Genomic DNA, 14582 nt, shown 5'->3' with positions numbered 1-14582 from the left:
TCGCAGCTCTACCCAGTGGGCGCCGTGACAGACGTACGAATGGCTACAACGTGCATCTCCTCACATTCTGTTGTGCACGTCCCGATCCCGCCGCGGCCACGACGCGACCGGGCCCGGCGGAGGCGTCCGCCGGGCCTCGATCCGTGCAGCCGTACGGCTAGACCGCCTCGGCCGGCGTCGGCTCGGGCTCCGGCTGCGGCCTGCTGTCCGCCCGATTCTGCGCCCACCGGCACAGAAGCGGTGCCGCCAGACCGCAGACGGCGAACAGGGCGGCCAGGACGACCCAGCCCGTGGTGCCGGTCGTGACGACCACGCTGACCAGGATCGGCGCCGCGATCTGCTGGACGGCCACGCCGAGCCAGAAGACCGACAGATAGACGCCCTCCTCGTTGGGCGCCGCCAGCAGATAGGAGCCGCCCCAGCCGCCGGCGGACTGGAACAGCTCGCCGCCGGTCAGCGCGATCATGGCGAGCAGCAGCACGCCGACGGCCAGGACGACCGGCAGCTTCGGCGCCGCGACGAGCAGCACACAGCACAGCGCGAGGGAGAGCCCCGCCCGTGTCAGGGCGCGTGCCACGCCGGGCATGGTGTCCGTGTCCCGGCTGGCCCGCACCTGGAGGGCGACCGCGAGCACGGTGTTGACGGCGACCAGCGGGGCGATCACCGCGGACGGCACGTCGGTGTGCCCGACGATCCACAGCGGGATGCCGATGCTCAGCAGGGTCATGTGCATGGTGAGCACGGCGTTGATCCCCGTGAACGACAGGAACGGCACATCGCGCAGCACACTCACCGAGAACCGTCGGCGCAGGCTCTTCGCCGGCGCGCTGAGGATCGGCAGCCGGGCGGCCAGCATCGCGAGCACGGCGAACGAGGCGGCGTTGAGCAGCAGGATCGCCGCGTATCCCGCCCGGTTGTCGATGAGCAGCCCGATGCCGCCCAGCAGGGCGCCGACGGTGAAGCCGACGTTGCGCAGCGACCGCAGGATCGCGACGGCCCTGACCCGGTCCTCGGCCTTCGTCACCTGCCCGACCAGGGCCTGCGACATGGGCGCGGACGCCTTGTCGACCAGACCGAGCAGGCAGACCACGGTGAGGAACTGCCACAGGTTCTGGACGAACGGGTACGCCACGAACCAGGCGCAGCGCCACACGCTCAGCCAGACCAGGACCTTCTTGGGGCCGACCCGGTCGGCGAGGACGCCGATCGGGATCGCCGTGGCCAGGGCGATGGCGGCGGACACGGTCAGGCCGAGCCCGAGCTGGCCCTCCGACAGGCCGACGGACCGGGTGATGAAGGGCACGGAGACGGCCAGGAAGGCGCCGGTGCCGACGGCGTCGATCGACGTCAGCACGGCCAGCCGGATGCCGGCCGTCCCTCCCGGGACGGATCCGCGCCAGCCGCGGACGCGCTGCCAGAGGTCGGACATGTGCTTCCTCAATCAGTGGTGTTCCGGACTCAGCCGGTGGTGGCGATACGGACGGCCGCGTCCGCGTCCAGCACGCGTCGGCGTGTGGTGTCCGCGTCCGGCCCGGTGGCGATGACATGGCCTGCGCGGTCCCAGGAGGACGCCCACGGCCGGACCTCGTCGCCGGCCTCGACGCCCACTTCCACGACCTCGATGCCGGGCAGTTCCCGGGCCGCGTCCACGCCGGTGACCTCCGTGACGGTGCCCGGCTCGGCGGCCAGGAACCGGATCGCCGAGGTCTGCTCCGACACCTGGGGCAGTGTGACCGGACGTCCGGCCAGCAGGTCGATCAGGGTCAGCCTGATCCGGGTGCCGTAGGCCAGGTCGATGAGGTCGATCAGATGGTCGCCGGGGCAGCGGCCGGCGCATTCGACCAGCGTCGGACCGGACTCGGTGAGGATCCACTCGGCGTGCAGGATGCCGGTTTGGTACCCGGTCGCGGCCACCAGGGCCCGCATGGCCGTGGTGAACGCGGCCTGCGTGTCCTCGTCGAGCGGAGCGGGCAGCAGATGGCCGAGCTCGACCGGGTAGGGCCCCGGGATCACGGTCTTGGCCGTGACGTTCTGGAAGACGATCTCACCCCGCTGCACCAGCGCCTCGACGCTGAACTCGGGCCCCTGGAGGCGTTCCTCGGCCAGGTACCGCCACGCCAGCTCCCGGTCGGGCACCGACACCCGCTCGGTCGCGGAGGAGGTCCGCTCCCAGGCCTGTGCCGCGGTCTCGGCGTCGACCGAGTCCAGCAGCTGTACGCCGACGCTGGCCTGCCGGTTCGCCGGCTTGACCACGACCGGACCGTCGCCGGCGAACTCGAGGATGTCCTCGGGTCCGAACACCTCGCGCCAGCGCGGGTTGCGGACACCGGCGGCGCCGGAGACCTCACGCAGCCGGACCTTGTCCCGCAGCGCCTGCGCGGCCTGTTCGGTCGCGCCGGGCAGCCCGAGCTTCTCGGCCAGCGCGGCCGCCGCGGGCACCGCGTACTCCAGGCCCGGGACCACCGCGGCCACGGGGCGCACGGCCGTCAGTTCGGCCGCCAGGTCGAGGGCCTCGGTCGACTGGTGGTAGCTGGCCGGCACGACGCGGTCCACGCAGTCGAAGTGTGCCGCGGCGCCTGCCAGGTCCCGCTTGCGGAGGATGTCGGGTTCCTCGATCACCACGACCGACCCGCTGGGGACGTTGCCCTCGATCGCGTGCAGATAGGCCATGTTGAAGCCGATGAACACCACCTGGGCGTCGCCGGCGGGGGCGGTCATGACGAGCTCCTGAGTGCGGGTACGGACTGCATGGGCACTGCCTTCCTGCGGGGTGGGGGAGAGTCATACGGGCGTCCCGAGCACTCCGGCCCGGCCGTCCGCGCGTACGGGCGTTCCGTCGATGACGAGCTCGATGGCGGCGAGCACCTCCGCGACCCGGTCCCGGGCCTGCTCGGCGGTGGCGCCGGAGACGATGACGTGTCCGTGCCGGCTCTTGGAGTCGCGGACCTCCGCCAGCGTGTCGCCGGGGCTCGGCCGGAGGTTCAGCTCGTCGACGTACCCGAGCCCGGCGACCGTGTCGAGGCCGCGGATCTCGTCGACGTGGCCGGGTGGGAAGGCGAAGAACCGCACGACCGCCGTCGCGGTCGCCGCGGCGGGCCCGGCCGCGTTGCCCGCCAGGCCGGCGAAGATCGCCTGCTCGATGTCGAGGCCGGTGGCCAGCTCGATGAGGCGGGGGATCCGGTCCCCGCCGAGCCGGGCCTGCGACTCGACGACGCGGGGGCCGGCCTCGGTCCAGATCACCTCGGTGTGCGCGGGACCGAACCGGTACCCGCATGCGGTGAGCAGCTGGGTCGTCAGGTCCTCGACGGCCCGTCGGCGCTCCGGGGGCAGCGGCGCCGGATGGACGTGCCCCACCTCCACGAACAGCGGCGGCGCGCCGAGCAGCTTCTCGGTGATCCCGACGATCCGGTGCTCACCGTCCCGGCTCAGTGTCTCCACGCTGTACTCGGGACCGCGCAGATACTCCTCGACCAGGAACGGACCGTCGTAGCCGTACTGCTCGACGAGTGCCGTCCAGACCGCGAGATCCGCCTCCTCACGCCACAGGAACACACCCCGGCTGCCGGCCAGTGCGGTCGGCTTGACCACGGCCGGGCGGCCGATGCGCCGGACCGCGTCCGGTACCTCGCGCCGGGTCGCCACCGCCTCGAAGGACACCAGGGACAGTGCGCGTGCGGCGAGCAGGTCCCGCATGGCGTGCTTGTCGGTGAGGAGCCGGACGGCCTCTGCCGGGTTGACCTCGATGCGGAGTTCCTCGGCCACCTCGTAGGCGGCGGCCATCGTCTCCTCGCGGCCGATGTGGTAGATCACCGAGGCGCGGTGCTCCTCGGCCGCCTCACGGATGGTGCGGCGCAGCAGTTCCTCGTCCCGGAAGTCGGCCGTGACGAACACGTCCGCCAGTGCGCGTACGTCGTCCAGGTACTCCGGCGACTCCAGCCGCGGGTCCCAGATCGCGCCGACCCAGAACCCCTCGGCCTGTGCCTTGCGGACGAACTGGCGGTACGGCATCACCATCAGCAGGCGGGGCCGGTCGTCCACGGGCGCCGTCACCGGGTGCCCCCGGCCGCCTGCTCCTCGGCGACGCGGCTGAGCAGGCTCAGGTAGCGCTCGCCGGTGTCGGGCAGCAGGGTCACGATGCGCTTGCCCCGGTTCTCGGGACGGGCGGCCACGACACCGCAGGCGTGGACGACCGCGCCGGAGGAGACGCCGACGGTGAGGCCGGCGTGCACGGCGAGCCGCCGGGTGGTGTCGAGGGCGTCGGCGTCGGCGACCGCGATCACCTCGTCGATGAGGTCGCGTTCCGTGGTCGGTGCGATGAAGCCGCCGTTGAAGCCGGGGATGGTGTGGGTGCCGGGTTCGCCACCGGACAGCAGCGGCGATCCGGCCGGCTCGACGGCCACGATCCGTACGTCGGGGTTGCGCTCCAGCAGGTGACGTCCCGCGCCGCTGAGGGTGCCGCCGGTGCCCACTCCGCAGACGAAGACGTCGATACGGCCCTCGGCGTCGGCCCAGATCTCCGGGCCGGTCGACTCGTAGTGCGCCCGGGTGTTGTCGGGGTTGTCGTGCTGGCAGCAGAACCAGGAGCCGGGGGTCTGCTGGTGGAGTTCCGCGGCCTTGTCGACCGCCGCCTGGTAGCCGCCGGTGTGCGGGGTGCGCACCACCTCGGCGCCGAGCGACTGGAGCATGGCCACCCGCTCCTGGGTCGCGTTGTCGGGCAGCACGATGACGCAGCGGTAGCCGCGGGCGGCGGCGAGGGCGGCCAGCGAGATGCCGGTGTTGCCGGAGGTCGCCTCGATCACGGTGCCGTGGCCGGGGGTGAGCAGTCCGCGCTCCTCGGCGCCGCGCAGCATCGACAGTGCGGCCCGGTCCTTGCTGCTGGACCAGGGGTTGAACAGCTCCAGCTTCGCCAGGACCTCGGTCTCGGCCGGGACGCCGTCCAGGACACGGTCCACGGGGAGCCGCAGCAGCGGGGTGCGGCCGATCAGGTCGACGAGGGAGTCGGCGACCGGGCGGGCGGTGACCGGCTCGGTCCGGATGTCGATCTCCTCGACGGCGGCCTCGGCGGTCCGTGCCGCGAGCTGGGCGGTCTCGGCGATCACGAGGACATGGCCGGCGCGGTCGCCGTTGCGGCGCGGCTCGCGCAGCACGGCGCCGGGCTTCGGCTTGACGACGACCTCCTCCACACCGGGCAGCGCGGCGGCGCGTTCCTGGCCGGAGACCGACACCACCCGGCCCGGCCGGGCGACCAGGTAGCGGATGGCGGCACCGGCGACCGGCTGCTCGGGCACCACCCGGGCCGGCAGCGGCTGACCGAGGTACTGCTGGGCCACCAGCTCCAGGGACTTGATACCGAGGGCGCGGTCGACCAGGTAGGTGATCTTGCCGCCGGCGGGCCGGGGGTTGATCTCGATGAGCTTGGGACCGGAGTCGGTGACCTTGATCTCGACGTGGGCCATGCCCAGGTCGAACCCGCAGGCGCGCAGCGCCTCCACGGCCAGGTCGCCGATGGCGCGGACCATCTTGTCGGGCAGGCTGGAGGGGAAGCTGTGGGCCAGTTCGACGAAGTAGCCCTGGCCGATGACCGACTTGTCGGTGACCCCGAGGACCTCGTACCGGTCGCCGTCGGCGAGGACCTCCACGCTGACCTCGGGGCCGCTCAGGTACTCCTCGACCATCAGCTCGTGGTAGCGGCTCTGGCCGCGGGTGTTCTCCACCCGGGAGCGGATCAGCTCGACGTGCTCGGCGGCCTGTTCCGCGGTCTCCACCAGCCGGACGTCGGCGCTGCTGGTCTCGTCGGCCGGCTTGACCACGCAGGGCAGGCCGATCTCGGCCGCGGCGGCCGCCGCCTCGGCGGGGGTCTGCACCGTGCGGAACGCCGGTATCGCCACGCCGAGTTCGGCGCAGCGCCGGCGCATCAGCGCCTTGTTGCGGGCGGTGGCGACGCCGTCGACGCTGACGGTGGGGAGCCCGAGGAGGACGGCGACCTCGGCGGCCACGACCACGTCGTACTCGGCCAGGGTCAGGAACGCGTCGAAGGGGTGCTCGGCACCGGCCCGGTGCACCTGCGGCAGGAGTTCTTCGAGGATGTTCGTCTCGCAGTGGACGATCTCGTCGACGTACTTCTCGAAGTAGGCCGGACCGCCCGGCACTTCGAGGTACCGGTCCAGGTCGCGGGTGAAGAAGGTGACCCGGCAGTCGAGTTCCTTGATGATCTGCAGGCCCTCGAAGCCGGAACCGGAGAGGTTGCTCTCCAGTACACCGACGTGAATCATCTGTGCCTCCGATGGCGTGCCGACACGTGGTCGGGTTGAGATGCGGTGAACGTTGCGGGGTACTGCGACGAATGGGGTGGGGCCGGTGACCTGGGTGTCACCAGCACCCGGAGGTGGCCAGGGCGCGCAGCAGCTGGTCCGCGTCCTCGCGGTCCGCGGCCGAGGGCCGGGACACGATCTCGGCGGCGGGGGCCATCACGCGGGCCTTCGGGGGCACATCGCCCAGGACCAGCGCCCCGGCGCCGATCAGCGCGTCGTGGCCGACGGTGACCGGGCCTAGCACGATCGCGTTGGTGCCGAGGACCACGCGGTCGCCGACGACGGGGTGGCGGCGGGCGCCGGGTTCGCGCCGTCCGTCCTTCCACCAGCCGACGGCGCCGAGCGTGACCTGGTGGAAGATCGTGACGTCGTCGCCGACCTCGGCGGTCTCCCCGATGACCACGGCGGCCCCGTGGTCGATGAAGACGCGCCGGCCGAGCCGCGCGCCCGGGTGGATCTCGATGCCACCGGTGCAGGCGCGGGCCAGGTAGGCGAGGAGCCGGGCGCTCTGACGGTGCCCACGGGTGAACAGGACGTGGGCCACCCGGTGGGTCCACAGCGCCGGCAGCGCGGGGTGCAGCAGGGCCTCCGCGCGCGTGCGGATCGACGGGTCTCGCGCGACGATCACGGAGAGGTCCTCCCTCATCCTGGTGATCACTGTGCGCATCGCGGTCCTCCGTGGTTCATGTCCTGGTGGGGGTGGGCACCGTCGGATTCGGGCGCCGGGCTCAGTAGTTGGGGGCCTTGACCAGGTTTCCGGCGCCGTTCTCGATCTCCGGGACGTACACCCGCTCGTTCCAGACGTCCTGGGCCACCGGTTCGAGTGCGATCGAGACCGCGCCCTCGTCGACCGCGAAGGCGGCCTGGACGGCGCTGGTGATCGCGTCGACCAGGGCGGTGACCTGTTCGGCCTCGAGGTTGTTGGGGAAATGCTTGATGCTGACGTGCGGCACTCCGGTGACCTTTCTGGTGAGTCGTGCGGTCTTTATGGCGGTGACGAGTTCGTCTATTCCGTTCGCGCGCAGCAACTCGTAGTGGTCGGCCTCGAGTCGGTGGAGCGCGGGGGGTGTGGTGGTAAGCGCTTCACCGGAGTCGATGAACGATTCCTGGTCGCCGGTGGCCCGGAATACGGTGACCGGTGCGGCGACGGTGCGCTCGGCGAGTTCGCGGGGGTCGTACTCGAAGAGGAATGTCCGCCGCACCACGCCGACGATCCTGCGCACCCATTCACGGTCCAGGTGCTCGAACCGGTCGCTGACGAAGGCGACGAAGGATTCCTCGTCGTGTGTCGCGGCAAGGCATTCCTCGACCGCGGACTTCTCCAGGTTTCCGGCGAACACCGAATACAGGATGGAGACGAAGGTGGAGTCGTCGAAGGCGGTCGAGGTCCGGCCGGCCGCGTCACCGAGGAATTCCACGGGTGGTTTGCCGGGCGCGATGAGGATCACCTCGTCGACCTGCTCGCCCGCCAGCTCCAGCTGGTGGGCGGCCTCGAAGGCGAGCCGGGCCCCGAAGGAGTAGCCCCACAGGGTGTAGGGGCCGGTGGGCTGGACCTGCCGGAGGAGTTCGAGGTCCTCGGCGACCATCTCGGCGAACGTCTCGTACGGGGTCTCGTCCGCGTTGATGCCGTAGGACTGGACGCCGAGGAACGGCCGGTCCAGGTCGAGGCGCCCGGCCAGCAGCCGCAGGCTCATCGGGTAGCCGCCGAGACCGGGCCAGCAGAAGACCGGCCGGCGGCCGTCCGCGGCGCGCAGCCGCACCAGCCGGGAGGCCGCGGTGGCGGGCTCACGGTCGACGCGCCGGGCCAGTTCGGCGATGGTCGGCGCGTCGAACAGCACCTGGAGCGGCAGGGCTGCGCCCAGCTCCCGGTTGATCCGGTTGACCAGGGAGACCGCGGTCAGCGAATGGCCGCCGGAGGCGAAGAAGTTGTCTCGGATGGAGACCCGCTCCTGCTTCAGCACCTTCCCCCACAGTGCGGCGACGGCCTCCTCGGTGGGGGTGCGCGGCGGGACGACCGGTGCCTCGGTGTCGTCGACGGCGGCCTTGTCCAGCTCGCGCAGGGCCTGGTGGTCGACCTTGCCGTTGGGGGTGAGCGGGAAGACGTCGAGGACGCTGACCCGGTTGGGCACCATGTACGGCGGCAGGGCCGCGGCGAGGTTGTCCTTGATGATCTCGGCGGGACCCCGCATGTGCACGGAGTCCTCCTTCATGCCCTCACTGAGCCGCTGCTGGGCGCTGATACGGCCGCCGACGGCGAAGTAGGACGCGGTGTCCGGGCCGAGGCCGACGAGGTCCGCCATGCGCCGGGCCGAGGGCAGCGGGTTGCCGGTCTCGGAGCTGTACCCGGAGGACATCAGCCCCAGGTCGAGGCCGTTCATCTGGAGGCGCTGGAGCTCCCGGCCGAGGTCGACATAGCGCTGCCACGCCTCGGGCGCGCTGCCGATGATGCTGACCCCGAAGCTCGAACGCGCGTAGACCTCCTGGTTGATGGCGATGACGTCCTGCTTGCGGACCAACTCGCCGGACACCCTCACCAGTTCGCCGGCGTCGTAGCGGTACTGGCCGTCGGCGAGATCGGCGACGCGGCCCGGATGGGCCTGCACATACAGGTCGACCGCGGTGGGCTCGGTCCCGGCGGCGGCCGTGCGGATCTCGTACGAGGCCAGGTAGTAGTCCTCGTCCGGGCAGCGCAGGGCGTCCTTGACCGCCGGCTCCGCCGGGCGCGCGGAGATCCGCAGTCCGTAGGCGGGCAGGACGTGGTCGAAGAGGCCGACCATGTGACCGGCTTCGAACTGGAGGACTTCCTGGATGTTGTTGCGGTAGACGGGCTCGATGGCCGAGCGGCGCCCGATGAAGTGGGCCCGCAGTCTCGGCTCCCCGGCGGGGGCCGGGCCGATCAGCGTGAGCCGGTGTTCGACCGGGTGGTAGTAGTAGTGGCCCGCCTCCAGGCCCGCGATGCCGGACAGCTCCAGGTAGAGCTGGGTGGCGTACAGGGATCCGGGTGAGGCGTAGCCGTACTTGGACAGCAGCCGCTCGCCGCTGGTGAACTGGCCGAACCAGCGCAGCAGCGTGCCGAGTTCGGTCAGGGTCAGAGTGTCCGGGTCACGGGGCGCGGCCACGTGATCCGTCGCGGGGGCGAGCAGGCGCAGGAGGTCCTGCCGGGTGACGTCGCCGCCCTCGTAGAAGCGGTACGTCTTGCGGGCGAACACCGTGCGCCGCTGCTCGGCCGTCGCGGTGCGCCCGGACAGCTCGACGAACGGGAGGCCGTACTCCTGACGGACGCCCAGATCCGCGAGCTGTGCCTTGAGTTGGAGCTTGCTCTGCTTGGACTGGTGGTGGGCGCCGTGGTTGCCCTGGTCCATGACCGCGGCCCGGTGGGGATCGAGTTCGATGAAGGCGATGAGGTTGGCGCCGACCCGCGTGTCGTCGCGGACCACGACCGCGGCCCTCTTGACCCAGTCGTGCTTCTCGATCGACACCTTGATTTCGTCCAGCTCGACCCGGAAGCCGCGCAGCTTGACCTGGCTGTCGGTGCGGCCGAGGAACTGCACGGTGCCGTCGTCGTTCCAGCGGGTCAGGTCGCCGGTGCGGTAGAGGCGGGTGGAGTCCGGGTCGGTGGCGAACGGGTTGGGGATGAACCGTTCGGCCGTCATGTCGGGGTTGTTGAGGTAGCCGCGGGCGAGCTGCCGCCCGGCTATGTGGAGTTCACCCGACTCGCCGGGCGCGACGGGCCGCCGGGCGGTGTCGAGGATGTGGAAGCTCATGCCGTGCACGGGCCGGCCGATGGAGAGGTGGTCGGGTCCGTGCTGGACGGTCGCGCGGTCCACGGTGAGGGACGAGGCGTTGATCGTGGTCTCGCTCGGGCCGTAGAGGTTGACCAGTTCGGCGTCCGGCAGCGCGTCGAGCAGTTCGATCGCCAGGCTCTTGGTGAGCGCCTCGCCGCCGCTGAAGAGCTGGGTGAGCGAGGTGCACTGCGTCAGCCGTCCGGAGTCGACGAGCGCCTGGAGCAGGGTCGGCACGCCCTGGAGCGTGGTGACCCGGTGCGTCTGGATCAGGTCGAGGAGCCCGCTGGGGTCGGCGTAGACGCCTCGTTCGCTCATGACCACGCTGCTGCCGCAGGCCGGGGCGAGGATCTCCCACTGGGCGGCGTCGAAGCTCAGCGGGGTCTTCTGCAGCACCGTCCGGCGTTCGTCCAGGCCCTGTTCACCGGCCAGCCAGCGCATCTGGCTGACGATGCTGCGGTGTTCGATGCCGATGCCCTTCGGGTTGCCCGTGCTCCCGGAGGTGTAGATGACATACGCGAGGGTGTCGCCGTGCGGGGGCGCCGGCGGACCGGTGACGGTGTCCCGGGAGGCCTGCGCTCCGGCGACGGTGACGATCCGCGTGTGCGCGGGAGTGAGCGCGGCCAGCCGGGAGACCAGGGACTCGTCCGTGAGGATGAGCTTGGTCCGGGAGTCCGCGATCATGTAGCGGACGCGCTCGTCCGGGTACTCCGGCGACAGCGGCAGGTAGGGAGCGCCCGAGTACAGGACGCCCCAGACGCTCGCCATGAGGTCGACGGACGGATCCATGAAGATCCCGACGGGTTCGTCCGTCGTCGCACCGAGCCGACACAGATGGTCGGCCAGGGTCTCGGCGCGGTCACCGAGCTGCTGGAAGGTCAGGCGCTGCGTGCCGCACGAGACGGCGGTCCGGTCGGCTCGGGTGAGCGCGGCCGCGCGCAGCATGTCTGGCAGGGACAATTCCTCGGACCCCATGGTTTTCGCCATCATCCTCGAACCTGGAATTGGTCACTTTGTGAGTGCGTTGGAAAAAGGCAAAGAAATGGCATGGCCATGCCAAGGGTGAGGCAAAACCATGTCATTGTCGGCAGCCGGAGCCGACCGTCGATCAGCGCGCGGGAAAAGCCCCTGTCTCAGAACGAGAAGGGCGCGGCAGAAGACGGTTCTCTGGCTTTACGTCAGACAGAAAGCGCTTGAACTGGGATGAACGGTCGCCGACGGTCGAGGAAACTCTCTGCGACCACGGGGCGCCACTTAGGCGCTCAGACCGTCTCAGCACATCGCGAACAGAAGCTCAGTGCTCTACCACTGGGTTTCGCGAACATACCTTTCAATACCCCCCGATTGATGGGTCGACTGGTTGGCGCCGACCGTGATCATCATGCGATCGGTGCTTACTTTAAATCGAGTCGACCCCCGTTGTAAAACCCTGATTTCGTCACAGAGCGCGACTCTTGGCCGAATCCCGATGCCTGATCGGACGTCATATGGGGGCACTTCGGGGACAGTTCGGGCAGCCCCCGGCCGGGGGCAGTGGCCGGTTCCAGCCACCGCTGACCGGTCGCCCATGACCGATAACCGACCACTATTCACCCAGTACATGTAGCGAGTGCATAATGATCGCCATGAGCACCCGCCACATCCTGCTGGGGCTGCTCGCCACGGGGCCGAGCCATGGCTACGACCTCAAGCGACGCCACGACGAACGCTTCCCGCAGGCCCGTCCGCTGGCCTACGGGCAGGTCTACACAACCCTTCAACGACTGGTCCGCGACGGACTCGCCGAGGTCGAGGGCACCGACTCGGACGGCGGACCGGAGCGCACGATGTACCGCTCCACCGCCGACGGACAGCGAGAACTCGCCACGTGGGCCGGGGAGATCACCCCGCCCGCGCCCTTCGTGACCAACGAGATCTTCGCCAAGGTCGTCGTCGCGATCCTCGCCGACGGCGACCCGGAGGCCTATCTCAGCGCCCAACGCACCGCCCACATGGCGCGGATGCGTGAACTCACGCAGGTCAAGACGGGCAAGGGCGCGGATCTCGCGACCGTGCTCTCGGCGGACTACGCCCTCAACCACCTCGACGCCGACCTCCGTTGGATGACCACCACGGCGGGCCGGCTGACCACCCTGACCGCGGAGGTCGACACAGCATGAGCAACGAAGTGCCGCTGCTGGCGGCCCGTGACCTGATCAAGGCGCACGGCAGGACCGAGGCCCTGCGCGGCGCCTCGGTCGAGCTGCGGGCCGGCGAGATCCTGGCCGTCACCGGCGCCAGCGGCAGCGGGAAGTCGACGCTGCTGCACTGCCTGGCGGGCATCGTCCGCCCGGACGGCGGCTCGGTCTCCTACGCCGGTGAGCGGCTCGACACCCTGCCCGAGAAGCGGCTGAGCGAACTGCGCCGGACCGAGTTCGGGGTGGTCTTCCAGTTCGGCCAGCTGATCCCCGAGCTGACCGCGCTCGACAACGTCGCCCTGCCGCTGATGCTGGCGGGCGCCACCCGGGGGGACGCCCACGAGAAGGCCGGTGAGTGGCTGGAGCGCTTCGGGGTGCGCGGGCAGGAAGGGCTGCGGCCCGGCGAGATGAGCGGCGGCCAGGCCCAGCGGACCTCGCTGGCCCGGGCCCTGGTCACCGGGCCGAAGGTGGTCTTCGCCGACGAGCCCACCGGCGCGCTGGACTCACTCGCCGGCGAGCAGGTGATGACGGCCCTGGTCCACACGGCCCGCGACCAGGGCACCGCGGTCCTCCTCATCACCCACGACGCCCAGGTGGCGGCCTACGCGGACCGCGAGGCCCGCCTGAACGACGGCCGCGTGGCACCGGCGGGGGTGACGGTGTGACGACCGGACCGCACACCGGAAGCGACGGCACAGGATCCGTGGACGCCGCCCCGGGCACCGGGCCCGGCGGACCCACCGGGAACACCGACACCCGACCCTCACGGACCGAGCCGAGCGGTCGGCCCGACGGCACGCGATCCGGCCGGCACAGCGACCCGACCAGAGACGGCAGTATGCGATCCCCGCGCACCGACCCCACCACCCGGCCCGGCGGCAAGGGCTCTCTGCGTGCCGATCTTCGCCTCGCCTGGCTGCTCACCCGCGGTTCCGACCGGCGGGAGTGGTGGCGGGTCGGGCTCACGGCGGTGGGCGCGGGGCTCGCGACCGGGTTCGCGCTGGCTGCGGTGAGTCTCGCCGCGCTCCAGGGCCGCTACGACGTGTCCGTGGGCGCGGGTCTCCTCGACGACCCCGGCACCCGCTCCGGCGTCATCGTCGTCCTGCTGCTCCTGCTGGTCCCCGTCCTCGGCTTCCTCGGTCAGTGCGCCCGCGTCGGGGCCGTGCACCGCGACCGGCGACTGGCCGGGCTGCGGCTGGCGGGGGCCTCGGCCGGACAGGTGCGGCGGATCGCGGCACTGGAGACCGGGCCGGCCTGTCTGCTCGGCTCGCTGCTCGCCACGGTCGCCTCGGTCGTGGCACTGCTGGGCCGGTGGCAGCACCCGACCTGGCTCGCCTGGGCCGGGATCACGCTGGTCGCCCTCGGTGTGCCGGTGCTCGGCGCCGCGGCGGGTGTGCTGGCGCTGCGCCGGGTGGTGGCCTCGCCGCTCGGCTGGGTCCGCCGGGTGCGGCCGGGGTCGGGGCGCGGGTTCTGGGCGCTGTTCGCGGGCGGGGTGGCGGTCGTGGCCGCGGTGGCGCTGGCCGCCGTGTCCAGCACGTCCTCCCAGATGCCGGACGGCGGTCTGACGTACGCGAACGGACCGCTGATCGTGGCCGGGGCCCTTCTTCTGGTCGGCGCGGCCGCGGTGGGGATCGTGGGCGCGGTGGCCACGCTGACGGGCCGGTGGCTGGCCCGCCGGGCCCGGACCGCGGCCACGCTGATCGCGGCGGAACGGCTGCGCGACGACCCCTGGGCCGCGGCCCGCACCCACGCGGCGGTACTGCTGGTGACGGTCGTCGGGACGGGTTTCGTGGGCGTGCGGCAGGTGCTGCTCGCCGAGCTGGACAGCAGGAGGAACGCCGACCAGCTCGCGGCGAGCATGTCGTACTACACCACCGGCGTGAACCTGGTCGCCGCCGCGATCGTCGCCACCCTCGTGATCACCCTCTCCGGCCTCGCCGTCGGCACCGCCGAGTCGCTGGCCACCCGCCGCCGCGGCCTGGCCGCGCAGACCGCCGCCGGGGTGCCGCACCAGGTGCTCGGCCGGGCGCTGCTCCTGGAGACCGCGCTGCCGCTCGCGCCCGCCCTGCTGCTGGGCGGCGCCGGGGGCATGGCGATCGGGGTCGGATACTCCCGGCTGGTCGGGGACGGGCCCGCCGTCACGCCGTACGCCGCGCTCCTGGTCCCCTTCGCGGTGTACGCCTGCTGTCTGCTCGCCGCCGCCACCTCGCTCCCGCTGCTGCGCCGCTCCCTGAACCCTGCGGAGCTGCGCTACGCGTGAGCGCGTGAACGACCGGCCCCGGGGGCACGGGGGACCCCCGGGGCCGGTGCGC

Annotated in this window: 9 protein-coding genes and 1 pseudogene; 3 read left to right on the top strand and 7 right to left on the bottom strand. The window is 71.5% G+C overall.

Annotation, left to right across the window (positions count from 1 at the left end):
- Positions 1–157 precede the first annotated feature (157 nt).
- The 7 genes and pseudogenes from ACWD3I_RS02060 to ACWD3I_RS02030 all read right to left on the bottom strand — a co-directional run bounded on the left by ACWD3I_RS02060 (position 158) and on the right by ACWD3I_RS02030 (position 11068).
- Positions 158–1429, bottom strand: coding sequence for an MFS transporter (locus ACWD3I_RS02060; RefSeq protein WP_365394344.1), 1272 nt, complete (start codon positions 1427–1429; stop codon positions 158–160).
- Positions 1430–1458: 29 nt separating this feature from the next.
- Positions 1459–2718 (bottom strand): ATP-grasp domain-containing protein, encoded by a 1260-nt coding sequence (locus ACWD3I_RS02055; RefSeq protein ID WP_365394343.1) that lies wholly within the window; start codon positions 2716–2718, stop codon positions 1459–1461.
- Between the two features lie 63 nt (positions 2719–2781).
- Positions 2782–4050 (bottom strand): ATP-grasp domain-containing protein, encoded by a 1269-nt coding sequence (locus tag ACWD3I_RS02050; protein ID WP_365394342.1) that lies wholly within the window; start codon positions 4048–4050, stop codon positions 2782–2784.
- The gene (locus ACWD3I_RS02045; RefSeq protein ID WP_451084023.1) at positions 4047–5288 is read right to left on the bottom strand and encodes a cysteine synthase; all 1242 of its coding nucleotides are present in this window, start codon (positions 5286–5288) and stop codon (positions 4047–4049) included. The genes ACWD3I_RS02050 and ACWD3I_RS02045 overlap by 4 nt, the downstream gene beginning before the upstream one ends.
- A gap of 3 nt (positions 5289–5291) precedes the next feature.
- Positions 5292–5915: pseudogene (locus ACWD3I_RS02040) on the bottom strand (ATP-grasp domain-containing protein); the annotation flags it as partial.
- A gap of 454 nt (positions 5916–6369) precedes the next feature.
- Entirely contained in the window at positions 6370–6978 is a 609-nt protein-coding gene (gene epsC, locus ACWD3I_RS02035; protein WP_266892313.1) for a serine O-acetyltransferase EpsC, read from the bottom strand.
- A gap of 61 nt (positions 6979–7039) precedes the next feature.
- On the bottom strand, positions 7040–11068 hold the full coding sequence (locus tag ACWD3I_RS02030; protein WP_365394341.1) for an amino acid adenylation domain-containing protein: 4029 nt from the start codon (positions 11066–11068) through the stop codon (positions 7040–7042).
- Positions 11069–11718: 650 nt separating this feature from the next.
- On the opposite strand from ACWD3I_RS02030, the gene ACWD3I_RS02025 reads away from it, so the two are divergent.
- The 3 genes from ACWD3I_RS02025 to ACWD3I_RS02015 all read left to right on the top strand — a co-directional run bounded on the left by ACWD3I_RS02025 (position 11719) and on the right by ACWD3I_RS02015 (position 14530).
- The gene (locus tag ACWD3I_RS02025) at positions 11719–12252 is read left to right on the top strand and encodes a PadR family transcriptional regulator (protein WP_365394340.1); all 534 of its coding nucleotides are present in this window, start codon (positions 11719–11721) and stop codon (positions 12250–12252) included.
- A complete protein-coding gene (locus ACWD3I_RS02020) occupies positions 12249–12935 on the top strand; it encodes an ABC transporter ATP-binding protein (RefSeq protein WP_365394339.1) in 687 nt (228 codons plus the stop codon). The genes ACWD3I_RS02025 and ACWD3I_RS02020 overlap by 4 nt, the downstream gene beginning before the upstream one ends.
- A 173-nt stretch (positions 12936–13108) precedes the next feature.
- Positions 13109–14530: an ABC transporter permease gene (locus tag ACWD3I_RS02015; protein ID WP_365394338.1), complete on the top strand. Its 1422-nt coding sequence runs from the start codon at positions 13109–13111 to the stop codon at positions 14528–14530.
- Positions 14531–14582 lie beyond the last annotated feature (52 nt).

This window comes from Streptomyces sp. NPDC002817 (assembly GCF_053592055.1).
This window is presented reverse-complemented; position numbering and strand designations above follow the sequence as displayed.